The sequence below is a fragment of the Helicobacter ganmani genome (genome assembly GCF_003364315.1).
Taxonomy (GTDB): Bacteria; Campylobacterota; Campylobacteria; order Campylobacterales; family Helicobacteraceae; genus Helicobacter_D; species Helicobacter_D ganmani.
The window spans coordinates 1-26539 of sequence record NZ_NXLS01000001.1 but is presented as its reverse complement, the minus strand read 5'-3'; the positions used below and the strand labels follow the sequence as shown (position 1 = coordinate 26539).

Annotated in this window: 27 protein-coding genes; 4 read left to right on the top strand and 23 right to left on the bottom strand. The window is 31.7% G+C overall.

The window, feature by feature from the left end:
* Window positions 1–78: 78 nt before the first annotated feature.
* From CQA43_RS00125 to CQA43_RS00050, 18 genes are all read right to left on the bottom strand, one after another.
* Window positions 79–2046 (bottom strand): type IA DNA topoisomerase, encoded by a 1968-nt coding sequence (locus tag CQA43_RS00125; protein ID WP_115550600.1) that lies wholly within the window; start codon window positions 2044–2046, stop codon window positions 79–81.
* Between the two features lie 61 nt (window positions 2047–2107).
* Window positions 2108–2383: a hypothetical protein gene (locus tag CQA43_RS09420; protein WP_181881578.1), complete on the bottom strand. Its 276-nt coding sequence runs from the start codon at window positions 2381–2383 to the stop codon at window positions 2108–2110.
* Window positions 2384–2393: 10 nt separating this feature from the next.
* On the bottom strand, window positions 2394–2606 hold the full coding sequence (locus tag CQA43_RS00120) for a hypothetical protein (RefSeq protein WP_115550599.1): 213 nt from the start codon (window positions 2604–2606) through the stop codon (window positions 2394–2396).
* 14 nt (window positions 2607–2620) lie between these two features.
* A complete protein-coding gene (locus tag CQA43_RS00115; protein WP_115550598.1) occupies window positions 2621–3790 on the bottom strand; it encodes a type IV secretion system protein in 1170 nt (389 codons plus the stop codon).
* Window position 3791: 1 nt separating this feature from the next.
* Window positions 3792–4088: a hypothetical protein gene (locus CQA43_RS00110; protein ID WP_115550597.1), complete on the bottom strand. Its 297-nt coding sequence runs from the start codon at window positions 4086–4088 to the stop codon at window positions 3792–3794.
* Window positions 4089–4189: 101 nt separating this feature from the next.
* The gene (locus tag CQA43_RS00105; protein WP_115550596.1) at window positions 4190–5071 is read right to left on the bottom strand and encodes an ArdC-like ssDNA-binding domain-containing protein; all 882 of its coding nucleotides are present in this window, start codon (window positions 5069–5071) and stop codon (window positions 4190–4192) included.
* An 88-nt stretch (window positions 5072–5159) separates the two neighbouring features.
* Window positions 5160–5378: a hypothetical protein gene (locus CQA43_RS00100; protein ID WP_115550595.1), complete on the bottom strand. Its 219-nt coding sequence runs from the start codon at window positions 5376–5378 to the stop codon at window positions 5160–5162.
* Between the two features lie 90 nt (window positions 5379–5468).
* Window positions 5469–7394 carry a type IV secretory system conjugative DNA transfer family protein gene (locus CQA43_RS00095; protein ID WP_115550594.1) on the bottom strand — a complete coding sequence of 642 codons (1926 nt, stop codon included), beginning with the start codon at window positions 7392–7394 and terminating at the stop codon, window positions 5469–5471.
* Window positions 7394–7756: a plasmid mobilization relaxosome protein MobC gene (locus tag CQA43_RS00090; RefSeq protein WP_115550593.1), complete on the bottom strand. Its 363-nt coding sequence runs from the start codon at window positions 7754–7756 to the stop codon at window positions 7394–7396. The genes CQA43_RS00095 and CQA43_RS00090 overlap by 1 nt, the downstream gene beginning before the upstream one ends.
* Window positions 7753–8739, bottom strand: coding sequence for an ATPase, T2SS/T4P/T4SS family (locus CQA43_RS00085; protein ID WP_115550592.1), 987 nt, complete (start codon window positions 8737–8739; stop codon window positions 7753–7755). The genes CQA43_RS00090 and CQA43_RS00085 overlap by 4 nt, the downstream gene beginning before the upstream one ends.
* A complete protein-coding gene (locus CQA43_RS00080; RefSeq protein WP_115550591.1) occupies window positions 8732–8986 on the bottom strand; it encodes a hypothetical protein in 255 nt (84 codons plus the stop codon). Before CQA43_RS00080 ends, CQA43_RS00085 begins: the two co-directional genes overlap by 8 nt.
* Window positions 8987–8996: 10 nt before the next feature.
* On the bottom strand, window positions 8997–10214 hold the full coding sequence (locus CQA43_RS00075; protein WP_115550590.1) for a DNA type IV secretion system protein ComB10: 1218 nt from the start codon (window positions 10212–10214) through the stop codon (window positions 8997–8999).
* Window positions 10211–11326, bottom strand: a complete 1116-nt coding sequence (locus CQA43_RS00070) for a TrbG/VirB9 family P-type conjugative transfer protein (protein ID WP_115550589.1) — start codon at window positions 11324–11326, stop codon at window positions 10211–10213. Before CQA43_RS00070 ends, CQA43_RS00075 begins: the two co-directional genes overlap by 4 nt.
* Window positions 11326–11985 carry a type IV secretion system protein gene (locus CQA43_RS00065; protein WP_115550588.1) on the bottom strand — a complete coding sequence of 220 codons (660 nt, stop codon included), beginning with the start codon at window positions 11983–11985 and terminating at the stop codon, window positions 11326–11328. Before CQA43_RS00065 ends, CQA43_RS00070 begins: the two co-directional genes overlap by 1 nt.
* Window position 11986: 1 nt before the next feature.
* Complete coding sequence (locus tag CQA43_RS09575; RefSeq protein WP_147290073.1) at window positions 11987–12112, bottom strand: RagB/SusD family nutrient uptake outer membrane protein; 126 nt, start codon at window positions 12110–12112, stop codon at window positions 11987–11989.
* A 2-nt stretch (window positions 12113–12114) separates the two neighbouring features.
* Window positions 12115–14718 (bottom strand): VirB4 family type IV secretion/conjugal transfer ATPase, encoded by a 2604-nt coding sequence (locus CQA43_RS00060; RefSeq protein ID WP_245944162.1) that lies wholly within the window; start codon window positions 14716–14718, stop codon window positions 12115–12117.
* A 10-nt stretch (window positions 14719–14728) separates the two neighbouring features.
* Complete coding sequence (locus CQA43_RS00055) at window positions 14729–14971, bottom strand: VirB3 family type IV secretion system protein (protein WP_115550586.1); 243 nt, start codon at window positions 14969–14971, stop codon at window positions 14729–14731.
* On the bottom strand, window positions 14971–15276 hold the full coding sequence (locus tag CQA43_RS00050) for a hypothetical protein (protein WP_115550585.1): 306 nt from the start codon (window positions 15274–15276) through the stop codon (window positions 14971–14973). Before CQA43_RS00050 ends, CQA43_RS00055 begins: the two co-directional genes overlap by 1 nt.
* Before the next feature lie 777 nt (window positions 15277–16053).
* Between CQA43_RS00050 and CQA43_RS00045 the strand changes: the two genes are divergently transcribed.
* The 3 genes from CQA43_RS00045 (at window position 16054) to CQA43_RS00035 (ending at window position 19302) form a co-directional block, all read left to right on the top strand.
* The gene (locus tag CQA43_RS00045) at window positions 16054–17784 is read left to right on the top strand and encodes a relaxase/mobilization nuclease domain-containing protein (protein WP_115550584.1); all 1731 of its coding nucleotides are present in this window, start codon (window positions 16054–16056) and stop codon (window positions 17782–17784) included.
* A gap of 104 nt (window positions 17785–17888) precedes the next feature.
* Window positions 17889–18950 carry a GNAT family N-acetyltransferase gene (locus CQA43_RS00040; RefSeq protein ID WP_115550583.1) on the top strand — a complete coding sequence of 354 codons (1062 nt, stop codon included), beginning with the start codon at window positions 17889–17891 and terminating at the stop codon, window positions 18948–18950.
* Window positions 18928–19302 carry an ASCH domain-containing protein gene (locus CQA43_RS00035; protein WP_115550582.1) on the top strand — a complete coding sequence of 125 codons (375 nt, stop codon included), beginning with the start codon at window positions 18928–18930 and terminating at the stop codon, window positions 19300–19302. Before CQA43_RS00040 ends, CQA43_RS00035 begins: the two co-directional genes overlap by 23 nt.
* Window positions 19303–19335: 33 nt before the next feature.
* Here CQA43_RS00035 and CQA43_RS00030 read toward each other — a convergent pair whose 3' ends face one another.
* From CQA43_RS00030 to CQA43_RS00015, 4 genes are read right to left on the bottom strand one after another with little or no spacing between them, the layout of a single operon-like run.
* Window positions 19336–20595 (bottom strand): toprim domain-containing protein, encoded by a 1260-nt coding sequence (locus tag CQA43_RS00030; RefSeq protein ID WP_115550581.1) that lies wholly within the window; start codon window positions 20593–20595, stop codon window positions 19336–19338.
* Window positions 20588–21397 carry a TrbM/KikA/MpfK family conjugal transfer protein gene (locus CQA43_RS00025; RefSeq protein ID WP_115550580.1) on the bottom strand — a complete coding sequence of 270 codons (810 nt, stop codon included), beginning with the start codon at window positions 21395–21397 and terminating at the stop codon, window positions 20588–20590. Before CQA43_RS00025 ends, CQA43_RS00030 begins: the two co-directional genes overlap by 8 nt.
* A 10-nt stretch (window positions 21398–21407) precedes the next feature.
* Window positions 21408–22373, bottom strand: a complete 966-nt coding sequence (locus CQA43_RS00020; RefSeq protein WP_115550579.1) for a type IV secretion system protein — start codon at window positions 22371–22373, stop codon at window positions 21408–21410.
* Window positions 22373–23590: a hypothetical protein gene (locus CQA43_RS00015; RefSeq protein WP_115550578.1), complete on the bottom strand. Its 1218-nt coding sequence runs from the start codon at window positions 23588–23590 to the stop codon at window positions 22373–22375. The genes CQA43_RS00020 and CQA43_RS00015 overlap by 1 nt, the downstream gene beginning before the upstream one ends.
* A 928-nt stretch (window positions 23591–24518) precedes the next feature.
* Here CQA43_RS00015 and CQA43_RS00010 point away from each other — a divergent pair.
* On the top strand, window positions 24519–25604 hold the full coding sequence (locus CQA43_RS00010; protein WP_115550577.1) for a tyrosine-type recombinase/integrase: 1086 nt from the start codon (window positions 24519–24521) through the stop codon (window positions 25602–25604).
* A 17-nt stretch (window positions 25605–25621) separates the two neighbouring features.
* On the opposite strand, the gene CQA43_RS00005 is transcribed toward CQA43_RS00010, so the two are convergent.
* Window positions 25622–26092 (bottom strand): hypothetical protein, encoded by a 471-nt coding sequence (locus CQA43_RS00005; protein WP_115550576.1) that lies wholly within the window; start codon window positions 26090–26092, stop codon window positions 25622–25624.
* Window positions 26093–26539 lie beyond the last annotated feature (447 nt).

The window sequence follows — 26539 nt, the reverse complement described above, 5'->3', positions numbered from 1 at the left end:
TAAAATTATTTTTAATATTTTTAAATTTTAAAAATCCTTTGATTTTCATCAAAAAACTTCGCCAAACTCCTTTCCCTTTTATTTTTTCTTAACATTTTTGGCAATAAAATCACTGCATATTTTCCAATCCTCCTTATAATTGTTTGGAAGCTTTAAATTTTGCTCTTTTGCAATCTTTTCTGCTAAACCAATTTGCTTCTCACTTGGTGGTCTTTTAGATTTATCTTTATTTTCCTCAATAAATTTGTTGCAGATTCTATAATCGCTCTCAATCCCCTCTGGTAATTCCAAATTTGTTTCCTTTGCTATTTTTTTAGCAAGATTTAGCGAACCTTCTTTTGGTGGCAATGGCGCATTAGAATCTTTGGTGCTAACTTCTGCAAATTCTAGCTTTTGATGAATGAGTTTAATGTAGTCTAAATAGCCAACTTTTCCTTGTGAGATTTCATCAAGTGTGCTTTCCATTTGCTTTGTAAATTCACTTTGTGTAATCCATTCATCATTAACTTTTACAATGGAGAGAAAATCTAGTCCTTTTTTTGTGGCAACAATATTGCTATTCTTGCCTTTTTTCACAATCTCAATGTAGCCTCTCTCAAGTAACTTTGGCAAATAAGTAGCATAAGTGCTTGGGCGTCCGATTCCATTTTTCTCTAAAAGGGAGATGAAGTTGCTTTCTTTGTAGTGTTTTGGAGCTTGTTTTTTCACTTCGGATAATTCAAAGCCTAAAATCTCAACACTCTCTTTTTCATTTAAATTCAAATTTAACTCTTGGGATTCTGTCTCTGCTTCCTCATTGTCTATGGAAATTTCTTTAAATCCTTTGTAGATACATTTGCTAACCTTTGCCTTAAAGCTAAAAGTCGTAATACTAAAATCATAAATGATATTTTCATTAATGGCGTTTTTAGCTTGTGAGGCAATGGAGTTTAAATAAATAAGTTTGTAGGCTTTCTTGAGATTGTCTTTGTTTTCTCTAAAATCCTCTTTGTCAATTAAAGAATCCAGCGCACTTAAATCGTGATAATGTGTGATTCTAATCGCTTCGTGTGCCTCTGCTTGACTTTGGCTTCCTGCCTTGTATTCTCTCTTTTGATAATATTCTTTGTCTTTCAAATGTGATTCTAATTCCTCTAAAAACTCACGAGAGAGTGCATTAGAATCGGTGCGATGATAAGTGATTAAGCCTTTTTCAAAAAGGGCTTGGGCTAGTTTCATACTAGCTTCAGGTTCAAAGCCATACACACGATTCATTGCCTCTTGAAATTGTGAAGTTCTATAAGGCTCTTTGGGCTTAATTTGGGATTCTTTAATCTCTTTTGCAAAAACAAAAGATTCTTTGGTCGCGCTTAAATTGTTTAAAGTTTCTTGTGCTTCCTCTTTACTCTCATAGAGATTCTCTCCTAAAGCCAAAAATTCTAAATTACCGCTTTTTAACTTGGCTTTTATTTTGTATTCTACTTTTTTATTTGCACTAGAATTTAAAAAGTCTTGGATTTGCAATTCTTTGCTTACAATAAGGCTTAAAACAGGTGTTTGCACTCTCCCTATGGAATTGTTTTTATCGTTGCAAAGTTTCATATATTTTGGGCTTAAGAGGAATCCTACTAATTTATCGCTTACCGCTCTTGCTTTCCAGCTCTCATAATCATTAAAATTGCTTTGTGCGAATGGAATTGCCTCTTTTATCCCTTTTTCAATCCCACTTTCTGTAATCTCAAAAAACTCTGCTCTTTTGATACTCGTTGCAAGATTTTTAATGAGTTCATAAACCATATATCCGATTCCATATCCCTCTCTATCGGGGTCAGTAGCGATATAAACCTCTTTACCTTTAGAGGCGTTAAGGATTTGATTGATACGATATTTTGCGTTATCGTCTTTAAAGTCTAAAATAGGCTCATAAGATTCATAATCTTTCACGATTTCATTTGTTAAGCCTTTAAAGTGTCCTATGGTAGCTAAAACTAAAGCCCCTGTAATCTCTGCGATTTTCTTAGTCTTATTTGGGCTTTCAATGATGATAAGAGTGTTGTTTAATTGCATTATGTATTCCTTTGTGTTATAATCTGATTATCCATTTTGACTAGATGGTAATAAAAAAGGTTTAATGAGCCTTTGAAGGTTGTGTAAGCTCGGCTTCTTTTGAGGTCGGGCTTTTTTTTTGGCTATTAAGTTGGGTGTGTGGGAGGAAACAACCTTTAAAGGAGTCCATAATGGATTTTCTTAACTTATTCATTTCGGTAATCGCAGTGATTATCACACTTTTTAGAGAGGAGGTAAGAGAAATTCTATTCAATCTCAAAAGGTAGCTTACTGACTTCGTTAAATCTCTATCACAAGGATTAGTCGCCCTTGTGGTAGTTTTTAAAATTTGTTCCATTGTGATTCCTTTATTTAAATTTCTTTTTAATCTCTGCAACCAACCCAAAATGCAAGGCATAATTGCAATATTTTTTAGCCTCTCCTTGATTCTTTAGCGTTGTGATTTGTTTTAAATGGTATTTGTTTAAAAAAACCTCCAAAGAATCTTTATTACTAAACAATCCAAGTGCCAAATACAAGATTTTTTCGCTATTTTTAATCTCTAATACTTTTGATTTCATTTGCTTTCCTTTCTTTATTCTACTGAAGCAACTGCGTCTTTAGCTTTTCCGCCTGTTGCAGTTTTTCCTTTTTCCATTATTGCGTTATATGTTTTTGCACCAGGAATATGTTGCGCCAATCCTTTAAGTCCGCCACTTGTAGCACCTTTTAAAATTCTTTCACCTTGAGCTTTGGCTAACATTCCTCCTGCAATACTTCCTGCGCCTCCTGTTACTACACCTACACCAGCTCCTGCCATTGTAGCGACACCCGCGCCTACACCTCCATTAATAAGTCCTTGCATTCTCATAACTTGTGATACCCAATTTGGAATTTGGAGTAAGAGGTAAATGCAGAGAATAGATAAAATTAGTCCTGATGAAAAATGATATAAAATACTCATAAATCCTGTGGCTATGGATTGAAGTTCTGTGTCTGGCAATTCTAAGTTTTTTTGTATTACAGCAAGCGCAACGCCTAAGATGATAAGAGCCAAAGGCGCATAAAGAGAATAAGAAATATAAAGATTCAACCAAGAGAAAAAATAAGCTCGTAAATTCCTATTAAAAAGCAATGGAATCATTACGGGCGCAATGGATAAAATAATTAAAGCAATGTAACCTGAAACTTGAACGATGAGAATAATGCCAATCATTAAAAATGCAAAAGAGAGATAGAATAATAAAAAAGGTAAAATTCCAATGAAAGATGGGATATATTGACTTATTTCATATACAACAGGAATATAAATTTTTTTTGGTGTATAATTTTCCACTAATTGATTCCACAATCTCGCATTTAATTCAGCCAATTTTTTAAAGGTTTGTGTAACTATCTCTACAATATTATCTCCCTCTATCAAACCGCCTGTCGCATTCCTCAACCAACTTGCAGGGAGGCTTAAAAGTTTGATAAATTCTATATAGCCTGCATAGGAATAAAAAATAGCATAAATAAAGCAAACAAGCCCTATCCATTTCCCCGCCTCAAAGAGTTCCTCTCGTGTAGGATAACCTGTTTTTAAAAGCCTCAATAACCAAAAAATTACCACCAAAAGAATAATGGTATAAGAGGCTTGATGATAGAGTGTATTTTGCACTGCACTAAAAATCGGTTCATAGGAATGTTGAATCACTTTATGCAAAGCCCCAGCTACTTCATTGAGTAATTCTTTTATATTTATATTTATGCTCTTTTCTTCCATTTTACCTCCTTGCTCTTACTACTTCCTGTTTATTAACTACTCTTTTTAAAGATTGTTTATTTCCTAAGGGGATAATCTCTATTGTTTGTGTAATTTCTATGTCTTGATGATTAAAAGATTCTTGTTTTTTAAAAGAGATGATTTGGTGTTCTTGTGCGCAATCCTCTATCAAAGAATCTTGCGTTTCAATTTTATATGGAATATTTGAATCTTTTTTATTATCAATATTTTTTGTTTTTGAATCTACTTTTGGATTGAGTATCTCTAATCCTAAAAACTCAATTAATCCTAATAACATTGTTCTTCCTTTCCTAAGACAACTTAAGGATAAGAATCCTTAAAGGATTGTCTATGATTTATCTTGAAACTTGCTTGCCTACTTACTTCCTAACCTAAAGACTACAAGCTTCTACCCATTTCTTGATTTTGCTCTTTGACTTGCGATTGAAGTTTGCTAATGCTTTGTTGTTGAATTGGAACATAGTTTAATCCTTTCATCTCTGCAGTCAAAAAGTTTTTCAAATGGTTAGTCGTCTCTTTGTCTAATCCAAGATTATCCAAGTTTTTTGGTCTTAAGTCGTAATTGTTTTCCTTTTGCCTTTCGCGAAACTCTTGTAAAGGCTCTAAATTACGCTCTTTTAACTTGCTAGCATCAAGACCTTCAAACTGACTTGGGTGGTAAAGAGTGATTGTTTCAAGTCGTGGTTCTCTTAAGAATACCTTTTCTTTTACAATCTCGGTAATTTCCTTACCTTCTTTGTCAAGCTTAGGATTCCCCTCTTTATCTCTAGCAATTCTTGTCATTTCTTTACCCTCGCTATCAAGTTTTGGAATATAGTCATATCTTTGGAGAAATGCGACTTTTATTCCTTGCTCATAAGCGTCTTTACCATTTTTGGTAAGGGCTGGATTGCCATTCTCGTCTAAGGCTCTCTTGAGCTTACCACCCATAAAATTGCCTTGTTGCATCGTTATAAATTGTGGTTCTTTATAACCTTTTAACTCGGCTTGTGTTCGTAAAAGCAAAGAATCCACACCGCTAAAGGTATACCCTGTGGAAGCATTATAGGGAATAGAGTTGTCTAAGTCTTTTGCACTCTGTTCTTTATTCCAAACTTGCTTTTTTTCTTTGATACTATGTAAAAGAATACTTTTAACATAGCCATTAAAGCTTTCCATTCGCTCCACATTGCTTTTTTGTTCCCAAGCAACATAATTGCTTTGCTCTGCAACTTGCGTTGCAACTTCTTGATTTTCTAATTTATCTGCTTTTCTTGCCATTATTTATCCTTTTTAAAAGTGAAGTTCTTAACTTGTGAATTGTCTAGCTCACAAGTGATTTTTATTTTATACTTAAGTAACAAATACATTATTCCACCACTTCATTTGGAAGCAAGAATGGGTCGCCATTGACATTCTTGTTAATATCAAGGTAATCGTATTTCTCCTCAATCAGTTTTGCTTCCTCTTGTGTTAATGGAATGCTTGTATCCTCCGCCTCCAAGTAAGCATTGACTGCATTTTGTTCAGCTAATTGCTTAGCCTGTCTTTCTGCATTTTTTTTAGCTACTGCTTCAGATATTGTCATAGTCTCTCCTTTAGGAATCTTTCGGGTATATTGCTATACCCTAAGTTAAACTTCTTAAAAAATCTAACTTAGAGTATAGAGAGAGAATCCTCACTCTATTTCTATGCCTAGAGATTTGTATTTTTCTCGCATTTCTGATTGTTTGTTTTCTGCTTTTTCTTGGGATTCTGTGTTTGTTTCTGTTGTTTCTCCATTGGTTGTGGATTCTTGATTTGGAATCTCACTCTCTTTTTTTTCTGTTTCCTTACTCTCCTCTGTTAAACTTGTGTTGTCTTTGACTTTATAATCCAAGACACATTTAAAATTTTTATCTTTTGGATTATTCCATTCTTTATTTTCGAACCAATAAGGCACTTTGCAAGGCACAGGTAGTTTATAAAACCCCTTAATAAGCACAATTAAATCATCACTACTTAGATTTTTTAAATCTTGTGGGCTAAGAAGTTTTTTGGCTTCTTTAGATTTACTCACATTGCTTTTAAAGAAATCAAAACTGCCTTGTGAGATACTCGCTTTCTCGTGTGTAAAGTCTCCGATTAAATCGGAAGTCGCCTTAGCGTCCTCCTCACTATTGAGTGTAAAAATCACTTGATAGCCACTATTATTTTTTAGCACTTTCATTTTTTCTTGCCCATAAGTAATAGAGATTTGCTCGTAACTTTGTGAAATATAGACAGGCAATAATCCATAACTCCTACAAAGGGCTGGAGCTTCTAGCACAAAGTTCATTGCCCCAAATCGCACAAATTCATCTAAATACACATAGATAAATTTATTGGGGTCGGGGCATTCTGCACCACTCATTAGCTTTATAAAGGTGCTTTCTGTAAAGATTCTAATCAAAGGTTTTAGCACTTCTATATCCTCTGTTTGAATCACTACATACAATGAGATTCTTTTCTCTCGCAAATCCTCATAAGTAAAGCTCATTTTAGAAGTAGCATTTTTTACTTGTGGATTCGAAAAAACTTTCATAAAAGTATCAAAGGTAGATTTTACACTTCCAATTTCTGTTCCACCTAGCATTCCTATATAAGCGTTTGCTTGGTTTCTCGTATTAGTGTCTAAGGATTCGTCCTCACTTACTTGCTGTAAAAAGAGCTTCTCACAATTTACCTCATAATTCCTCTCTAGTTCTCCTGAATCTGGATTTTCAATCATCACTTGGTCAATCCACCGCTCATCTAGCATATTGAAATAATCCATTTTAGGAGATTGATAAATTTCATAAAGCGTGGTGTGCTTGTTCTTTTGCATATAATATTCCGCCCAAAATACAAATAAAGTTTTAGCACTCACAAGCCAATGGTCGCTTTCTTTACCTTTTTCTCCTACAAAGATTAAAGTAGCTACTTGCTCTGCTAATTTCTTGATTAGCACATAGTCAAAATCCTTAATAATTTTGTTGTCAAAGGGATTGTAAAAAAGCGTGTTATCCCACGAAAAAGGTGAGAATTTTTGAATCTCATTCTTAAAGACTTCTTGTCTGAAACCTGCTGTTTTATCATAAAGCTCACCTTTAATATCAAAAACAATACAAGAATTAGGCACAACAAGCAAATTTGGAATAATAATCCCTGCAGTCTTTCCACTTCCAGGACTTGCAATTACCAAAGTTGCCAAAGGCTTTCCTGCACGAATGAATTTATATTTATCTTTTTCTATGAGTGTGCCTAGAATCAAGCCTTTATCGTGGCTAATTCCTAATTTCTCATAATCCTCTTTTCTAGCAAATCTTGCACTTCCATAATCCTCTGCTGAACTTGGACGATTCATAAAAAACCAAATTACTACTAAAAGAAAGGGGGCAAAAAGCATAAATAGAGCGAAATATGCCTTTAACTTTAATGCGGGATTTCCAATATTATTAAAAATTTGTAATGCCACTTTTGGAATGGCTAAAATATCGGGATTAAAAACAATTTTAACCATTAAAAAATAAAATATTATTCCTAGAGGAATTGTGCTTAAAAAGATGATAATCCATTTTTTAATTGTTATTTGTTGTTTTTCCATTAGTTTTTCCTCTTTTTTAATAGATTTTCAATTATTTTTTTATTGTGATTTAATAGTTCTTTAACCTCATTCATTAAAGGAATGATTGTCTCCCCAGCTTGTTTAGTTGTGCTTATATCGGTGTTTAAATGATAAGCAATTTGATTTAAGTTGCTTCCATATTTAGAGATTTGATAGAGCATTTCAGTTAGAATTTCATTGCTCTTTTGTAACTCTTGCAACACATTTTCATAGTTTTTAGCTAGGATTAGAATCCTAAGCATTGCAGACTTACTTTTGTGTTCTTTTTTAGCTAAAGAATTTAGCATTTCATAAGAGTTTTGAGAGAGATAAAATAATCTTTGTTTTGGATTTGCTTTCATATCTCATTCTCCTCCTCGTCCTCCTCTTTAATATAAGGAATCCCTAGCTTCTCACTTAGCTCTTTTTTGATATTGACAACATCAAGAATTACTCTTTGTTTGCCAATTCTTTTAATTTGAATAATGTATTTAATGGCGGTTTTAATCTGTCTAAGAAGCATATTTGTATCAGCATTAGATAATCCTCCCCCTAAGATAATATTAGAAATAATCGCTTCAATAGCGTCCTCTGGAGAGTTTGCGTGAATCGTGCTTAGATTCCCTGCGTGTCCTGTATTGCAAATTCTAAGGAATGTAAAGGTGTTTCTAATATCAATCTCGCCCAAAAATAATCTATCGGGTCTTAAACGCATTGCATTATTAATCGCCTCTGCATAGGAGTAGATTTCATTTTCAGTTTTTGGCACTGCGAGTTGCGTTTTATTTGGATTTTTAATGTGTAATTCTTGGGAATCCTCAATCGTTACTATTCTTTCGCTTAAAGGAATCTCTCCCATTAAAGAATTTAAAAAACTTGTTTTTCCACTTCCTGTTCCACCACTTACAAGTGTGTTACGCTTTTTTCTAACGATAGTTCTAATTTTTTCATAGGTAATACCTTTTTCTATACACAACTGCCCTAAAGTAAAACTTTCTAGCGGGAATTGCTCTTTACTTGGAATCCTAATACACAAAGAAATCTCGCTATTAAAAAGTGAGCTTTTGTGTTGTGCTTGGACACGATAGCGCAAAAAGGGTGCTGGTAACTCACAAGAGAGATGACAATGTTTTTCATCAAAGAGTTGATTGCGTTTAATGGCTAATTCAATTAAGAAGCTCTCTAAGAAGTTATAATCTAATCTCTCATCTGTGATTGTCTCCCACTCTCCGCCTTTATCTACAAACATTTCCTTTGGCTTATTGAAAATCAGCTCATTTGCCTCTAAATTCAAATAAGGCTCTAACACATTTAAGGCATTATTCAAAAGCAAGGAATTATTCATTGGTTGCCTCTTGTGCTTGTAAATCTTTTGCAAAGTCATTAAGTTTTGCTTTTTCGCTTAAAAGTCTTGTGAGCTTCACTTGCTCTTTTAAAAGCTCTCCCTCTGCCTTTTCTATCACTTTGATTTGCTCTAAAATCTTTGCGTTGAGCTTTTCCTCTTTTTGTTTGTTTTTTGCAAGGTTAAAATATTGATTTTTGATATTTAAAAATTCCTCTTGTGAAATGGCTTTTGTAATTTGTTCTTTCATTTTCTCTCCTTTAATCTACAAAGTATTTCATCAACACTTCATTGTTTTTAGGCTTTGAAAACCACATATGGTTGGTTGGCACAATAAAGATTCTGCTACCACTTTTAATTTCAATGGTGGGCTGAATCTGCTGACTTCTTGAGATAATATCTTGAACGATAGTGTTAATATCGCTTTTTGCTTGGGAATACACTTCCTCTGCGTAGCCATTATTGGCATTATCAATCTTACCAGCGATACTAAGCAATAGCACATTCGTAAGCGTAGAGATTCCATAAGCAATGCCATATCTTTCTAAAAATTTGTTATTCACACTTCCTACTGCCCCACTCATTCCCATATTATCTGCTACAATGGCATCTGTTAGCATAATATTTACTCCTTGAGGTGTGATAATCTCTCTCCATTTAATCTCCAGTCGTTTTTGTCCCATTTTCACTTCATTGTTGTAAAACCCTATTGCTTTGCTTCCTCTAGGAATCAATACCGCCTCTCCCATAGAAGCATAAATATCTTGTTCTATTTGAGCGGTTATTATTCCGCTTAAATCACTAGAGATTGCACTTGTTAATAAAGCTGGAATTAATCGTCCTGCGCGAATAATTCTATAAAGCTTATGCTCGTTGGTGCTAATATCTAGTGATTTTTGATTAGAAAAGCCATCACTTCCAAATTTAGAATTTTTATTGAAAGTGTTGATTTCTGCATTTCTCTCGCTTAAAATAGAGGCTCTTAAGAGTGCTTTTAGCTTTTGCTCCTCTGTAAGTTGCACTTCTTTAGCAATTTGTTGATTTTGTGCTTTAAGCTTTTCCTCTTGTTCTTGAGTTTTTCTTAATTGTTCTTGTGCTTTTTCCTCCTCACTTTGTTCTTGCTCTTTTGTTTCTTGGGTGCTCATTTGTTCTTTTGCCTGTTCCTTTGCGTTTTCATCATCAATTAAAGAAAGAATTTCTTGTATTGCTTCTTGCTCATTTGGCTGTCTTTTACCCGCTTTATAAATGTAATCATCAACAGGAAACTTGGTATCAAAGAGGTGTTGCAAATTTTCTTTGTGGATTTTAGAATCCTTAAAATCTTGCTTTTTAATCTCTTGTCCTTCTTGCATTTGCTTTATCACTTCTTTCGCTTTTGTTTGTGCGTCTTGGTCGGATTTTAAAATATCCTCTGCAAGGAGCGGTTGCAAGGTTAAAGAAAGGGATAAAAAACAAGAAGTGAATTGCAACTTTTTCATTGAGGAAGTCCTAAAAGTTTTCTATGAGTTTTAGAATATTTGTGGTTTGAAAAACTATCAATCTTTGGTTCTAAATTTAAATTCGCAGGTGTAGATTTATCCTTTTTCTTTTCTACTCTCTCTACACATACATAAGAATCCCCGCTTTTAATGCTCCATTTAGGATTAATGGTCTCTGCGATGAGATAATCTCCTATGATTCTTGTTTCTATTGGGCTATCTTGTTTGTCAATCACTGCAAAAATGCTTGGCACTTGAGGCATTTTATCTTTGGAATATTTAAAGTAGGTAAATTTTTTATCACTAAAAATTTCCTCTGCTAATAACCATTCATTTTTCTTTAGGGCTTTTTGTCTAAAATTTCTTTGAATATCTGCTTTTTTCACTTTAACCTTAGCAATTCCCTCCTCTAATATGAGATAATCTCTCTCTAACTCTGCTTGTTTTTCAAACTTTTGTGCTTTTGCGACTTCATCTTGGATATACACGATTAAATCGGGATTACTTCTGTTTCTGTAATCAGTGGAAAAGAGATAGAAATTGTGGATTCTTTTATCCTTTGTAAAAATGGTTAAACTCGTATCCACACCGATTAAGAGAGGTTTAATGGCAAGGGCATTGGCAATATTTGGAATTTCATCAATCTTAAAGCCTGTGCTGTCTCCTAAAATATAACTTTCAATTTCATTTTCAAAAATTAATGTTGTTGCCATTGCAAAGCGGGTGCGGATTTTTTGTGTTTTGTTGTTTTCAAATTCAATTTCTCTTGTGTTTTCAAATCCGCTATATTTTTTTCTAAAAAAGCTTTGTTGCAGTGCATTTAGATTCTGCGCTCGTAAAGAGGCTTTTAATAAGTTTAGTTGTTCCTCGCTTAATTCTTGGTAGTTTTGTGCGGTTTGGTAATTCTCATTATAATATTGCGATTCGCTCTGCCTAATTCTTAGATGAGAATCCGCATAGTTTTTGGTGGTTTGGTCTTTTGTTGCCAAAACACTTTCGCCTGCGTTTGCATTATTAATCGTAGATTCTACATTATTTAAGATAGAATCCTCCGCATTGAGCACGCAGAGCACGCAAGAAATTAAGCTTAAGGCTAAAAGTTTCTTTTTCATTATTGTTCCTTTGCTAAGTTGGATTTTAAATCAATGGCTGTGAGGGCATAATTTTTCACAATAAATCCTGTGGGATTCTTAATCGTTGTATTGTAGGTATCTACCTTTGGTGCAAAATCAAATTCCAAAGAAGCACGATAATTAAAATATTGCGTTTCTGTTCGTGTTTTGTTGGTCTGCTCTATGGCAAAGTCAATGGTTGCTACATTTTTTGATAAAAGCGTAACATTTAAGATTCTAATGTTGCGGTAAAGATTCTTTGTTGTGTAAATGGAATTTTTTTGTGTTACAAGACTTTGAAAGGCTTTCCAAACATTTAAATCACTTTGAATTCTTGTAACTTCGTATCTTTCCTCATCGTTTATGCGATTAATAGTCTCGCGATTTAGCACATAACCGCTAAGGATATTTTTCATCAAAGATTCATCACTCCTAATGGGATAATTTGCCTCTGTAACTTTGACAAAATTACTTTCTCCATTAGAAAAAAATACCAAATAGGGCTTGGTTTCTTTGAGTGGCATTAAAAACACTAAAGACAGAGCTAAAAGAGTAGAAATCAAGGCTAAAATAAGGATTACATAAAGCATATAGGCTTTTAGGTTTCTCTCTAGCAAAAAGAGGTAATTTGGGTCTGTTTTTTTCTCTTTAAAAAGCATTTTAACTCTCCATTTTTACTATTTCATAACAAGCACAAGGGCTAGTGGTTTCTATATTTTTAGAGCCACAAGCACTAAAGCTTAAGGCTAAAATTCCGCAGACTAAAAAAATGATGATTTTTTTCATTGTTATTCCTCCTCTTGAGATTCTAAATTTAGTTGTTGCGTAACTTCCTCTTTCTCTGTGTATTCTTTTAAGGCTTCCTCTCTTGCCTTTTGGGCAAGCTCAAGCTCTTGTTGTCTTTCATATTGCAATCTTAAATCCTCTTGCATTTTTTCTAGCGTTTGCGTGTTTGGTTCTTCCTTGTCTGCTTCTTCGCTAGTTAAATAAATTTTACGCCACTCATTAGGGTGTTCAATTTTGAGTTTTTTAATTAAATTCACATTATTGGAGCTGCTAGAGAATACTTTTAAATGATTATTGAGCTTACTTAAATCCACATTTAAAATTGCACTTTCATTTCGCAAAGGCATTTTTAAAAGCACTTGCCTAGCATTTTGTGGAGTGGTTTTTAAGAAATGCGCCTCGTGGTCTTGCAATCCGATTTTCTCTTGCATTTCCTCTATGGCAGATTCTGAATTTGTAGGGAATACAATGTAATTTGCAATATTGTCCAAAAAGGCAGTGCCATTGTTAAGATTATTAAATAGCGATAAACTTTGGAATCCAAAGCACATTACACCCCCTATTTTTCTTACTTCCAAAATCGCTTCTAGGATTTTTTCACTCATTACAGGGTCATTTAGATAATCCTTTAGCTCATCAATGAAGCAAAAGAATCCTTTTTTCTCTGTATGGTTTTTGGCTTGGTTTTTGAGTTTATGAAAGAGATAAATTGCACTTAAAGAGGCTAGTTTTTTATTGTTTAAAATCCCGTCCATATTTAAAATAGAAAGCTGCCTATTGAAATTTAAAGCATCTTCTTGATTATCAAAAATGCTTTTTAAATAAGATTGGAATTGCGCTTGAACCTCTTTTTGCGGAATGGATTTTACAAAATCACTTAGCGTAATGATTTGTTCCTCTTGCTTATTATCAAAAAATCTTTGCAAGGTATTTTGCACTATATTTATCGTAACATAATCCTTATCAGGAATTTGAGCCATAGCACAAAGAAAAGAGACTAGAAATTCTTTATTGTCTTGCGTGTAGGGCAAAGAGAATGGATTAAATTTAAATTCCTCCGCTGAATCGTGATATTCTCCTGCTGTGTATTGCGTAAAAGCATACATTCCTCGCAATTTATCCATTGAAAAAATATCAATGTTGTATTTAAAGAGATTACACATTAAAAACTGCGCTAGTGTCGTCTTTCCTGCGCCTGTTCCTCCAATAATCATAGTGTGTCCGCTAGGCTTATCCCCGCTAGGTGTCCAATGAAAATTAAATAAATAAGGCGTGCCATTTAAATGTTTAAAATGCGTAACTGCACTATTACCCCAATCGTTTTTATTAAATCCGCTCACTTCATTTTCAAAGGTTGCAATCGTAGCAACATTAGAGATTTTTAAAGGCTTCAACCTTGCATTAAGATTGCTTCGGCTTGGAAAAAAGCTAAAAAAGAGTGCCTTTTGATTAAGAGTTTCTCTAACAATGCTTAATCCTTGAGATTCCAACAATCCTTTAAAAAGATTGCTTTTACTTTCTAAATTCTCTAAGGAAGTATCACTTAGTAGCATAGAGTAAGAAACTTGCATAAGATTTTCTCTATCGGCTTCTACAAGTTCTAAAAGCTCATCTAACTCCTCTCTTGCAATTTGAGGCAGAAAGGCTCTTGTGTCTTTTATCTTTTTCTTAGCTTTTTCTTTGGAAAAGGGAATAATAGAGATAAAAGCCATAAATTCGTTTTCATCTTTTAGTGTGTTGCTTGTAATTAAACTTTTAATTGCCTCTGTCTCATAGGCTTTAATGCTTAGGAATCTTGCATACAAAGGAATCCCATTATTTCTATGATAAATGAAATAATCCTTTTTAAACTCTATGTCGCTTGTGAGATAACAATCACTTAAAAGCTCGTGCGTATAACTTAGATTTGTTGGATTGCCATTGCAATAAGAGGCATAGAAGTTTAAAATTTCATCATTTTGCATAACTCTTGGTCCAAAAGTAGCAAGTTTGCTTTTGCATTCTAAAATTACTTCGTTTAAAAGATTGATTTTAGTAGCAAAGTTTGCGTCTTGATTGCTATCCTCTGTGGTGGCTTTTTGTTTAAAAGATTCTAAAGCTCCTGTGATTTTTTTATCCATTGTAGAAAACATTAGAAAATATCTGATTTTGTAAATGTTTGGATTGCAATTCCATTTTTCAGTAATTTCATTTACAAAAACATTGGAGCTTTTTAAAAGTTCTTGCGCGTTTTCCTCAAATTTTTCTTTTTTTATGATAATTTTTAGCTCAATTTCACTGCTTAGTTTTTGCAAAAAGCTAATCCTAGAATCCAAAAAACTTAATTCATTCTCTAAACTTAGAGCAGAATAACTTGCACCTTTTAATTCAATACCAATGCTTAGATTATTGTCTCTTGTTAGGAGAAAAATATCTTGATATTTACACGCAAGATTATTTTCTTTTGCAAGAGTAAAAACTTCAGGCTCTTTTAGTGTTAAAATTTCATCTGCAACTTTATTGATTTGATTTAGATTCAAATTTTTAAAAATATTTTGATGATTTTTAATAGATTTTTCTTGTTTTTTTGATTTTAAGTTTCTTAGCACTTCAATGATTCCAGCCATTAAAAAACCTTTAAGCATAATATTTTTTATGAGAAATTTTCAAATTTAATTCTAAAATTTGATAAATATCCTCATCAAAATATTCAAGTAGAAATAAAACTCCATACAATAAAGCAACAATGACAAGCGAATAAAGTAAAAAGATAAACCAACAAGCAAAACCAACGACAATTAAGATTAACCACGAAGTTGTAGTTAATCCTTTGATTTTAGTTTTTCTTGTTAAATCTTGAAAACAGCTTGTTTTAATCATTACATTGCCGCCGCACTTAATCCATAAACAATGCCGATAATAATCAATGCACCAATTAAACTTTTCGCGTGATTTTTAATTCCCTCAATATTAAAAAATGCCATTAAAAGCATAATGATTATCCAAAGCACACCCATAACGGTTGCAAAAGTATTAATCCCACTTGCGATTCCACTTCCTGCTTCTGTTACTTGGTCGTTAAAACCATCTACAAGATTGCTCATAACATTACCCCCCTTTGCACCAAACAAAAACACAGGAGCCAACAAAAAAGCTAACCAAATTTTTTGAAAAAATCTTTTCATAAAAATCCTTTTGAAATAAATTTGTGGAAGTGTAGTGAGAAAAAAAGAGAAAAACAAAACAACTTTTTGGGGATTTTTTTTCTTAGGAAAGCTCGTTTATTACGAAGTTTCTCTTAAAAGAATCTTGTGTAATTTAAGATTGATTTTATATTTTATAAAAGCGTATAGAATGAGATTTTAAGCTAAATTTAATCCCCAAAAAGTTGTTTTATAAAATTTTCTAAAAATTTTCATTTTTACTTCTTTTTTAAATTTTACTTATATTGCAGAACTTTACTTCTGTTCTCAAATCTTTACAGAAATTCTTAGAATTTTATTTGTGTTGTAGAGTAGAACTTATGTTGCTATGATTTTACTTTTGTTGAAAAACTTTTACTCGTGTTGTTGGAATTTTTACTCCTGCTTTTAAAAATTTGCTTATGTTATAAAACTTTGCTTTTGTTTTTGAATCTTTTATCCGTGTTATTTAAACTCTTTTGCTAATGTTGTTTAAATTTTTACTTCTATTCTTAAAAGCAACTTCTTTTGTCTTAAATTGCATTTTAATGAAAATTTAAGGATTCTTTTTCTCTTTTACTTTTCAAAAAGATTCAAAAACTTTTTCTCCCATTTTAGATTTTTGTAAAAACTCTAAAATCTTGCCTTGAAATTCCGATACAATCGGATTTACAAGCAATTTTATATATATAAAAAGGGTTATCCTGCATATTGCTAAGGGTTTTAATTTTTGGCTATACTTTTTTCTAAGACTTTTATAAACTTTTTTAGGAATTTTTTATGCACTTTGATGAAAATTTAGATTTTGGTTTTGCAAATTTAAAATACAATCCTGATACTTTTTTAGAGGATTACAAAAAAATTAAATCTGCTTCTAGTAAAGAAATAAAATTCCAAAAAGCAAAACTTGTTTTTGGTAAAAGTTTAAATTATAAATTTTCTAAAGCAAATAAATCTCAAGCAGTGGTTGTAAAGTTACTTTCAAATTTAGGTAAAAAAGGGGTAAAAAATGCTATCTCTTATTGCATTAGAAATTCTGAAAACTCTTTTGCAATCAATGAAAATGGAGAGCTAGTTACCACAAAAGAAATTTTGCAAGAATGGGGGAAAAATTTTAGCGATAATGAAAATTCTAAAGAAGCTTGGCATTTATGTTTTTCAATCAAAGAGAGAGCCACGCAGCAAAATTTAGAAAAACTACAAGCAAGTGTAAGCGAAGTAATGCAACAAAATTTTTTTGGATACAAATACGCAATGATTCTACACACTCATCAAAACAATCCACATATTCATATCATTGTGAATAAAAGAAATTTTCTAACAAATAAAAAAATTCACTTTAAAAACAAAGGAGATATAAAAGAATTTTTCTCTGATATTAGAGATGATTTTGCTTATTCTTTAAGAGCAAGAGGATTAAATTATGAAAACAAAAGTGCATTAGAAAAAAATTTAGAAGCTTCATTTCAAAGAAAAAAAGAAAGAATGGATACTCTCCAAACAGATTTTAGAGAATTTTTTAAAAGTTATTATGATGAATATGATTTTAAAACAAAAAATTACAAAGACATAGAAAATAAAAGGGAGAAAATTGCAAACTTGATTAAAGAAAATGAAAATCTCTACAAGCAAAAATCAAATTTAATTGATTTACTTGTGCAATACACAGAGCAAAAAAATAAGAAAAAATTTCAAACACTACAAGAGCTTAAAAAAATCAATCAATCTCTAAAAGAGCAAAAATTTACCATTGCAAGAGAATTAAAAGAATTAAATTTGCTTGAAAAACAACAATTAAATTTTAAAAATATGCAAATAAAAGTTCTCTATGGCACAACACACAATGTTTTTATCCAAAAAGATTTTATTAAAAATTATGAAAAATTGTATCCAAATCATAAAGGTGCGAGTAAAACACAAATCAAAGAATATTTTTTAGTGAAATCTGCTATCAAGAAACAAACCAAAGAAATTGAGACCAATTATCGTAAAGTCATCAAAGAAAATGACTTAGATTTTTTAAAAACTTACAATCCCGCACTAAAAACAAATGCATTTAAACTTGCAAAAGGATATAAAGAATTAGAAAAAAATATTTACCTCTTGCAAAATTCTCCGCTAGAATCCTATGAGATAAAAAGCTACATAGAAAATTTACAAAAGAATCAAAAATTTATCCAAAAATTAATGAACAATAGAAGTTTAGAGCTAGAAAAACAAATAAAAGAAAAAATGCACAAAGATTCAAGGATTCAGCATTTAGAAACAAGAAGTAAAAGTGATAATTTTTTGATTAATGAATATTCCCTCACTTGTCAATTCTTACAAAAAGAGAGCTTCATTAAACTTAAACCAAGAGATTTACAAACAAATACTTCGGGTGCAAACGCACAAACGCAAACAAAAGAAGCAGAGCAAGAGCAACGAGTAAAAGCAAAAGAGCAAAGCACAGAAATGTTTAAACAGAAAAAGATTGAGGCATTTCGTAAAATGCAAGGTAGAGAGGTTTAAATTAACAAATACGAATTCCTATGAAAATGATATTTTCATAAAGGAATTAAATTAGCATTAAAAATCGTCCTTGTATAATTCTATATTATTTTAATGGAGTAAAAATGGCAAATATCCAATACGAATCTTTTAGCAAGGTTAATTTGCAAGATACTTTTTTTGATTCCTTGAGGCAGGATTATCAAGGCTTTGATAATTGGTATAATAAAAAAGCTTCACAAGATGAAAAAGCCTATATTCTTTACGAAAAAGATGAGTTAGTTTGTTTTTTATATCTTAAAGAGGAAAATCCCATTGACAACACAGGCATCACACCGCCTTTGGATTCAACTAAAGCTTGGATAAAAGTTGGGACTTTTAAAGTTGTTCCACATAGGACAAAGCTTGGTGAGCGTCTCATTAAGAGAATGTTTGACTTTGCCATATCTAAAAATATTTTTAACCTCTATTTAACTGCTTTTTCAAAACACAAAGCATTAATCAACCTACTAGAGCAATATGGGTTTAAACAATGGGGCAATAAAGGTGATGAGCTCGTCTTGATAAAAAACATTGCAACAACTTCAAAAGAGATACAACAAGATATTTGTCTTGATTTCCCCTCAATCAATGCCAAAAATGTTAGTAAATATATTTTAGGTATTTATCCGCAGTATCATACAGGAATGTTTTCAGATTCAATGCTTAAGAATGAAAATTTTAGCATACTTCAAGATTCTTCGGAGGCTAATAGTATTCATAAAGTTTATATTGCAAAAATACAAGGAATTGAGAGTCTCAAAAAAGGCGATTTATTGATTATCTACCGCACAAAAGACGAAAAAGCTTCTAATGCTAGTTATTCCTCTGTTGCTACTTCTTTATGTGTAGTAGAAGAGTATAGGCATATTAGTAGTTTCACGGAGGAGGAGTTTATCAAATATTGTAAGCCTCACAATATTTTTACTAAAGATGAATTAAAACAATATTATAAAAGTAGGAAATATCCAAAAATTATCAAAATGACTTATAATATTTCCTTTAAAAAGAGAGTTATATTGGATACATTAAGGGGAATTGTCAAAAGAGAAAGTGAGCCTTATTGGGGATTTGTATCTCTAAATGATGATGAATTCCAACAAATTCTAAAGGCTGGAGAAGTGAATGAAAGCATTATTATCCATTAAGCCTGAATTTGCCGAAGCTATTTTCAATGGCAAGAAAAAATTTGAATATCGTAAAGTCATATTTAAAAAAGAGGTCAAATATATACAAGTTTATGTTACAAAGCCTGTGGGGAAAATCATTGGGGAATTTGAAATAGGAGAAATCGTAAAAGACAATCCTACAAAAGTTTGGGAAAAAACGAGGAGACACTCGGGCGTTAAAAAATCTTTTTATATGCAATATTTTCAAGATAGACAAGTGGCGTATGCGATAAAAATCAAGAATATCAACAGATACAAAGAGCCTTTATGCCCTTATAATGAATATGGCAATTTTACTGCCCCGCAATCTTTTAAGTATATAAGAAGTTAAACTGCTTTTGAAATATTCTGTCGCTTTTTTGATTTAAAGATGTATTTTTGATTGCATTGCTCTTTTCTCCATTGCCTCTCTTTCCCTTTCTTTCTTGATTCTTGCTTCCAAGTTTTCATAAGACTTTTCTAGGCTTTTGGTGGGGAGATAATTTTCAATTTTTGGCTTTAGGGCAATAAAAAGTGGAATCTCTTTTAAATTTATCTCTAAGATATGCGCTCTTTTTGCTTCAGGTTTTAAAATATCCCAGCTTCTATTTAAAAATTCACTATGTTTTTCCCACTCTTTTAGAATATGATGCACTTTCTCTTTTGTGTAAGAAAAATCAAGATTCATTGCCTTTGCAATCTTTAAATCATCGTTAAAGTCTTTAAAATTTGGTATTTGCACTTTTGCTTCTTTAAAAAATTCCTTTGCAATTTTTGCAAACTCTTTGCCTTTTGTATCATTATCAAAACAAAGATAAACTTCTGCTTCTTGCGTGTTTTTGGCTAGATATTCAAAGACTTTTTTATGCTCTTGCGTGATTTGTCCATTGGTTGCACATAGAAGCATATTTTTAGGCTCTATTTTCTTTAATTCTATAAAACTTAAAGAATCAATGCTGGATTCTGAAACAATAAGCGTTTGCACACTTTTAAAATCCTTAGTCTCCCTTGTTTTTAGAATTTCTAAGCCTTTTTTGCCATAACAAAGTTGCTTAATGAATTTCTTTTCTTTTGTATTGGGATTCTCTCTCACAATAGGGCGATTCAAATAGCTCACATAGCCTTTTTGTTTTAAAAAATTCTTTTTGGTTGCTTGTAATGTCTCTAAAGTGTAGCTTGGCACAACAATATTGTCAAAATCATCTTGCTTTAATCCCATAATCTCCTGAAGCAAATCGGGATTTAAATCTCTCTTAGAAAATAAAGGGTTGTTAAAAGGCAATTCTTGAAACTCTTTAAAAACATTGAGAATCTGCTGTGTTTTTTCGTCCTCTTGTGTTTTGGTAAGAGGTTTAAGGGTGCTAGTTGCTAGTTTTTCTTGCAAGTTTTTAATATCTAGCGCATTGTAATCAAATTTAATCCCGCGATTCTTGCAAAAATTGTAAATATTGCCTCTGTCTTGATTATCGTTGGGATTAAAATAGAGATAATCACCATTTTGTCGTCTTGAGATAATGACGCAATCACCCGTTTCTAAGTTTTCTAAAGCTCTGTAATTTTTAGAATCCTTATCTTTTTTAATGTTCCAACCATTGCTTAATAAAATTTCATCAAGAGGCAATTTAACAAGATTAGTTTTAACCATTTATCCAGCAATCTTTCTTAATGGGGATTTTTTGATAGAAAACCACGACAATTTTGTTATATTGTGAAATATAATTTCCAAAAGCATTGTAATTCTGTGTGATTTTGCGTTGTTCTTGTGGTAATTTGTTAAATTCACTTCGGCTAATAGGAATCAACTTGCTTCCTTGTTCTCTCTCACTCTCTTTGAGTGTTAAATAGATATTTTGTGAGACTTCTTTTAACTCATAACCGCGATTCCAGCTTATTTCATCATAGAATTGCTTATTGCAAGTATATTTCAAACGATAATCAGTATAAGCAGAGGAAGCAAGGAGGGCACAACTTCTAGGTAGATTCGGATTTACTCTAAAACCATAAATATTAATTTCTTTGAAAGTAGCACAACCATTATCGCCAACAACTGCACACACCTTTTCTAATCTTATGACTTGTTTTTCTACTCTTTTATTTAAAGCAGGAATCGTGCATTCAGAATCTAAATTTGCAACAACTTGGTCTCTATAATAAACCATTTGTGAATCGCTATTATCCACAGGACAAAGCTTTAAGAAATTCTTTCGCTTGGTAATCGTATCTTTCCATTTTTTTGCACTGATTCCAAAGTATCTTGCAAGTGAGGGGGAGCATTCGCTAGGTTTGATTGGGCTTGCAAGACACAGCAAGGCTTCACAGGATAATTTTGTATCTCCGCTTAAGGTTTGAATCTTTACACCATTAGAAAGACTTTGCGCATTTAAAATGCTTAAACTTCCTACAAGCGCAAGACTTAGAGTTGCTTTGGTTAAAAATTGTGTTTTCATTGTGTTTCCTTTATTTTACTAAATCTAGTGTGATAATCGGGAATCCTAAAGAATCCGTTTCAAATTGTGAATCTTGGTATTGATAATTTAGGAATTTCTCGTTGATTGTAGGCTTTGTGTAAGTCTTTTGATAACTTTCCTCTGCAATATCACTTTTATGTTCTTGCATTTTAAAGGCAGTCATCGTTTTATAAAATTCTAAATTCATCTCATATTGTCTATGATTGGATTCTAAAATCTTTAAAAGCAAGGAATTGGTTAGTGCTTGGGCTTGTTTTTGATTGTTTGGCTTTGTAAGAGCCTTAGATAACTCTCTTAAATCGGAATTGTGTTTGCTTTGAGAATACACATTGTTGGCATTCTCCTCTTTATAGGTGTCGTAAAAGGCAAGTATGCGATTGGCGTTCTCCTCATTTTGTTTTTGTTGTAAAAATTCATTTGCAACTCTAACATTTTCTATTTCTTGCATTACCTTTTGATACTCCTCAAAATCAGCAATCTTATCGGCTTGTTTCATTAAATCCTCAATGCTTTTGCTAATATCCGTAGTATTGGCAATGGCAATAGAACAACGATTTACCTTATTTTTAATTCCATTGATTTGGTTCATTTTTGTTTTAAAATAGCTACTTTTGCTCTCTAAAAAACTGCAAGCATTCTGCACTTTACTTACATCACCTAAAATATCATCAGGAATAGAAACAATAGAATCGTAGAGATTCTGCATATCTTTAACTAAGCCTAGAGTGTTTCCTAAAATTTCATTCACGCTATTCATATTTACGCCCATATCGTCCATTTGCTTTTCAAAATTCATTGTATCTTTAAGCATTTGCTCATATTGCTTAATCATTTGGTTGTAATTTAGAACTGCTTGTTGGATTGCGGCAACATCTACGGTCGGGATTCCACTTGCATTTGCTTGTGATAAAAGCATACAAGCAAGACTTAGAGAAACAAAACTTTGTTTTAACATTACGCACTCCTTTGTCTTGTGTTCTCTTGTTGTTTTTGCTTTTGTTGTTGTGGCTCTTTGAGTGTCCTCTCAAGCTCTTTGTAAAATTTTGGATAATTTTCTTTGAAAGTGGGGTGATTTTCATTAAGCCATACAAGATTCTGTCCTAATTCAAATCTAGCATCGCTCATTGATTTTTCATCACCTTTAAGGCATTTTTGCTGTTGTTTTTGCAAGGCTTCAAAGCATTCTTTTTGCGATTCTAACTCTTTGCTTTGTTCCTTTACTTCTTTGCAATTGGTGTGCAATTCCTTTACAAATTCGCTTACCACCTCTTTAACACTTTGACTTTGCATTGCGAGTTCTAGTTTTTCAATGCGTTGTTTTGCTAACAAATCGCATTCCTCTTTGGTTTTCTTTAAAAATTCCGCAAACGCTTTATCCAATGTTTGTAAATTCTTAAGCAAGTCTTTCACATCGCCTTGTTTGATGAGATTTTCAATACTTGCTTCAAAGTTTTTTTCTAGTGTTTCTTTTTCTTTTTGCAAAGATTCTAGCTCTTTTTGGTGCAATTCTTGTTGCTCTTGTTGTTGTTTTTGCAAAGCTTCATCAATTTCAGAATCTAAAATTGTTTTAGAGGGAGAGGAGGAATCTTTGTTTTGCTCACTATTTGCATTTAGCTCCTTTTCTTTCTTTGCAATTTGCGATTCCACTTCATCAAGCCTCTCTAAAATGCTTAAAGACTCTTTGATATTTGGCGTAATGCCTTTATCCACAACTTCCAAAGTTTCATTCAAAAATTCTCTTTTTTGTGCGGGATAAATTAAATCTACTTCTTGTTTCTCCTCTTGAGTTTGTGAATTAAAATCTAAATCTTGCTTCATCTTAGCTAAAGAGTATTTAAGGTCAATTTCCTCTTGGGTTTTTTCTTGCACTCTGCATTGAATCTCATCAGGCTCTAACTTTTCTAAAAATTTCTGATACTCGTCTTCTTTAGCTTCTTTGTCATACCATTCTTGCGACAATTCATTTTCTCTTTTTGTTTGTTCATCAAACCTATCTAAAAGGTCTAAATTATCTCTACTTAAATCGTCCCATTCTCTTACAATTTCTCCTGTTAATTCAGGCTCTTTTTCATTATTTTGCGCAGAATTTTTCAAAGCTACCTGCTCTTGTAAAGAATCCAAATCGCCAAAGACAAACTCTTGATTGTCTAATTGATTCATTTCTGTATTCATTCAAATGTCCTAAAAAATAAATATTTGCGAGGATTGTAGCAGGAGAAAAAGTAAAAAACAAAACAACTTTTTGGGGATTTTTTTCTTAGGAAAGCTCGTTTATTAGGAAGTTTCTTTTAAAAAAACTTGTGCAATTTAAGATTAATTTTATATTTTCTAAAAGCGTATAGAATGAAATTTTAAGCTAAATTTAATCCCCAAAAAGTTGTTTTATAAAAAATTTTTAATAAATTAAATTTAAATTTAATTCTAAATCTCCAAGAATTATATATAATATTAAACTTTTATTCCCTTTAATATTTGTTTTATATAATTAAGAAATAAAAACAACATTTTGGGGAACTTAAAAAATAAAAAATATCGTAAAATAGGTATTAGAATTAAATAGAAAAATAATTTTAAACAACATTTTGGGGAACTTAATTTTTTTCAACAAAATTTAGCTTAAATCAATATTTTAATTTATTTTAGGATAATTTAAAGAATTTAAACAAGAATGTTCTACAATTATCTTAATATTTATATCTAATATAATGATTTAAGTTATCATTTTAAAATGCTTTCAATCTCATAAAATAGGACTTTAAGTTTCAAGAACATTAATCTTATTTAAGTTTAAGATTCATAAAACTTAAAAAATAAAATTAATTACTTTCATTTTGTAAAAATCTTATAATTCCATATAATAGGATATTATCAAGCATTTTAAGGAGCTTGAACCAACCCAAATTATAAGAATCATTTAGGCAAAAAATTTCAATTAAACTTACATTAAGTTTCGTCCAAAAGCAATTTTACTTTAATTTAGCTTAAAAATTAACTCAAAAATCTTTATAAGCTCGTTATATACGATGATATAAAAAACTTAAATTATCTCCTTTGAATTATGCTATAATCTTTACTTAACTTTCCATTTTATGAGATTTTAATGAAAAATATTTACATTAGAAACAATACAATCTATATAGATTACTACAAAAATGGCAAACGCTTTCGCAAATCAACAGGGATTAAAAAAACTTCCAAAGCCATTGAATTTGTAGAAGCAAACATTTTGCTTTTCCAAGACAATATAAAAGAGGCTAGAGCTAAATATGAAAGCCTTAATGATGATTCAAATGTGGTTAGCAGAGAGCAAGAGCCTTTCACCTTTAAAGTAGTCTCTGAAAATTTTTTAAAAGAAAAAAGATTTTTAAAAGAAAGGACAAAAGATTTTTATAGTTCTGTGATTAAGGGTGCATTAATTTTTTTAAAGGAATTTAACCTTATTTTTTTGAGTGATTTTAAACGAAAACACAATGTATTATTTTTAGAATTTTTAATTAAAAGGGGTTATAGTCAAAAAACAATTAAACTCTATTTCATTATTTTTAAATCGTTTTTTAAATATGCTATAGATAATGATTTAATAGACAAAAACCCTATATTTCTTCCCAAAATGAAACAACAAACTCCAAAAGAGACGATTAATCCTTTTTCACTAGAGGAAGCTTTGAATCTCATTAAAAACGCACAAGATGATTTAAAGACTTATCTAATTTTAGGATTTTTTTGCGGAGCTAGGACAGGTGAGATTTTGGCTTTAACATTTAAAGATATTAACTTGCAAACAAGAGAGATTATTATTAATAAAAGTTTATCAGATAAAGGCATAATAGACAGCCCAAAAACTCTCTCAAGCAATCGCGTGATTGATATGCTAGACATAGTCTATAACCATTTAAAAACCTTAAAATATCAATCCCTAGAACAAAGAATTATCGTTTTACCACGCTATAAAATAAGAAGTGAGTTTTATGCTTTACAAAAACAGCTAAAACTTCAAAGGCGTCGGCTTTATGATACAAGGCATTCCTTTGCCTCTATTATGCTAAGTAAAGGGGAAGAGCCTATGTGGGTAGGGTGTAAGATGATGGGACACAAGGATTTAACAGAAACTTATAAAACCTATGCAAAATATCTCCCAAAACCCATAACACATAGGGCTACATTTTTGCAAGACATAGAAATATAAGAGGCAGTATCTTACTTTTACTTCATATTTGCTAGGGCAGTCAAGAATGTATCAACGAGGAATTTAATCAATGCAAAATTTGCACCAATAATCACAACTGCGGACATTACGCCTGTGCTAACAATGAGCCACATTTGTTTCTTTTGGGATTCTGACATTTCTGTTCTTACTCCCGCAATTTCTAATTTTAATTCCTGTTTGGCTTCCGCAATTTCTGTTCTAACTTGATTAATCTCTGCTCTTACAAAATCTTTTGTGGCTAACTCATTTTTGAGCTTTTCCTCTAGTTCCTCTTTGATTGCCTTTGCATTAATGGTTTGTTTATGAGAAATCTCATCTGCTACTACCTTAAGAGATTCCATAATGATTTGTTCGTTTTTCTCTTGTCCTAGCTCTTTAATCTTTTGTTTTAGGAATGCTAAAAGCATCGGGGAGAAAATTTCGCTGTTTTCTATATTTGTATTAACCTGTATATTTGGTGTTTCCATTGTTTTTTCCTTTTAAAATTTATTGTATCATATTTTTATTTTTTCTCTAGGAGTAAGGGAGGATTTTCTTTAAAGACTAAAACCACTCCCGCTTAAGTGGCTTTAGATTTGCAAGGGATTTAAGGCTTTTATAAGCGGAAGTGGCATAAAATTAAAATGTTTTTAAATAAAAGTTTCTTGCTTATCTAGCTTTTTATAGCTACAATGAGCAAGAGCATAATAATTAAAACGATTATAACTTCTGCCATATCGCCTCCTTTTTGAGAAAGCCGATACCTTAAATCCGCACATATTATACAAGCTTTTTGCTTTAAGTGTTCTTATTTAAGCCCTATTTTTAGGGATTCGTTCTTAATTTGTAGATAGAATCTCTTAAAAATTTATTCCTCCTCACCTAAAATACATTGCAACACTTTTTTATACGCGGACAATTTAGCTCTAGCCTCT

Bases quoted from the DNA above. Each gene is read 5' to 3' on its own strand.
- CQA43_RS00125 (WP_115550600.1), bottom strand. From the start codon at position 2,046: ATGCAATTAAACAACACTCTTATCATCATTGAAAGCCCAAATAAGACT.
- CQA43_RS09420 (WP_181881578.1), bottom strand. From the start codon at position 2,383: ATGGAACAAATTTTAAAAACTACCACAAGGGCGACTAATCCTTGTGAT.
- CQA43_RS00120 (WP_115550599.1), bottom strand. From the start codon at position 2,606: ATGAAATCAAAAGTATTAGAGATTAAAAATAGCGAAAAAATCTTGTAT.
- CQA43_RS00115 (WP_115550598.1), bottom strand. From the start codon at position 3,790: ATGGAAGAAAAGAGCATAAATATAAATATAAAAGAATTACTCAATGAA.
- CQA43_RS00110 (WP_115550597.1), bottom strand. From the start codon at position 4,088: ATGTTATTAGGATTAATTGAGTTTTTAGGATTAGAGATACTCAATCCA.
- CQA43_RS00105 (WP_115550596.1), bottom strand. From the start codon at position 5,071: ATGGCAAGAAAAGCAGATAAATTAGAAAATCAAGAAGTTGCAACGCAA.
- CQA43_RS00100 (WP_115550595.1), bottom strand. From the start codon at position 5,378: ATGACAATATCTGAAGCAGTAGCTAAAAAAAATGCAGAAAGACAGGCT.
- CQA43_RS00095 (WP_115550594.1), bottom strand. From the start codon at position 7,394: ATGGAAAAACAACAAATAACAATTAAAAAATGGATTATCATCTTTTTA.
- CQA43_RS00090 (WP_115550593.1), bottom strand. From the start codon at position 7,756: ATGAAAGCAAATCCAAAACAAAGATTATTTTATCTCTCTCAAAACTCT.
- CQA43_RS00085 (WP_115550592.1), bottom strand. From the start codon at position 8,739: ATGAATAATTCCTTGCTTTTGAATAATGCCTTAAATGTGTTAGAGCCT.
- CQA43_RS00080 (WP_115550591.1), bottom strand. From the start codon at position 8,986: ATGAAAGAACAAATTACAAAAGCCATTTCACAAGAGGAATTTTTAAAT.
- CQA43_RS00075 (WP_115550590.1), bottom strand. From the start codon at position 10,214: ATGAAAAAGTTGCAATTCACTTCTTGTTTTTTATCCCTTTCTTTAACC.
- CQA43_RS00070 (WP_115550589.1), bottom strand. From the start codon at position 11,326: ATGAAAAAGAAACTTTTAGCCTTAAGCTTAATTTCTTGCGTGCTCTGC.
- CQA43_RS00065 (WP_115550588.1), bottom strand. From the start codon at position 11,985: ATGCTTTTTAAAGAGAAAAAAACAGACCCAAATTACCTCTTTTTGCTA.
- CQA43_RS09575 (WP_147290073.1), bottom strand. From the start codon at position 12,112: ATGAAAAAAATCATCATTTTTTTAGTCTGCGGAATTTTAGCCTTAAGC.
- CQA43_RS00060 (WP_245944162.1), bottom strand. From the start codon at position 14,718: ATGGCTGGAATCATTGAAGTGCTAAGAAACTTAAAATCAAAAAAACAA.
- CQA43_RS00055 (WP_115550586.1), bottom strand. From the start codon at position 14,971: ATGATTAAAACAAGCTGTTTTCAAGATTTAACAAGAAAAACTAAAATC.
- CQA43_RS00050 (WP_115550585.1), bottom strand. From the start codon at position 15,276: ATGAAAAGATTTTTTCAAAAAATTTGGTTAGCTTTTTTGTTGGCTCCT.
- CQA43_RS00045 (WP_115550584.1), top strand. From the start codon at position 16,054: ATGCACTTTGATGAAAATTTAGATTTTGGTTTTGCAAATTTAAAATAC.
- CQA43_RS00040 (WP_115550583.1), top strand. From the start codon at position 17,889: ATGGCAAATATCCAATACGAATCTTTTAGCAAGGTTAATTTGCAAGAT.
- CQA43_RS00035 (WP_115550582.1), top strand. From the start codon at position 18,928: ATGAAAGCATTATTATCCATTAAGCCTGAATTTGCCGAAGCTATTTTC.
- CQA43_RS00030 (WP_115550581.1), bottom strand. From the start codon at position 20,595: ATGGTTAAAACTAATCTTGTTAAATTGCCTCTTGATGAAATTTTATTA.
- CQA43_RS00025 (WP_115550580.1), bottom strand. From the start codon at position 21,397: ATGAAAACACAATTTTTAACCAAAGCAACTCTAAGTCTTGCGCTTGTA.
- CQA43_RS00020 (WP_115550579.1), bottom strand. From the start codon at position 22,373: ATGTTAAAACAAAGTTTTGTTTCTCTAAGTCTTGCTTGTATGCTTTTA.
- CQA43_RS00015 (WP_115550578.1), bottom strand. From the start codon at position 23,590: ATGAATACAGAAATGAATCAATTAGACAATCAAGAGTTTGTCTTTGGC.
- CQA43_RS00010 (WP_115550577.1), top strand. From the start codon at position 24,519: ATGAAAAATATTTACATTAGAAACAATACAATCTATATAGATTACTAC.
- CQA43_RS00005 (WP_115550576.1), bottom strand. From the start codon at position 26,092: ATGGAAACACCAAATATACAGGTTAATACAAATATAGAAAACAGCGAA.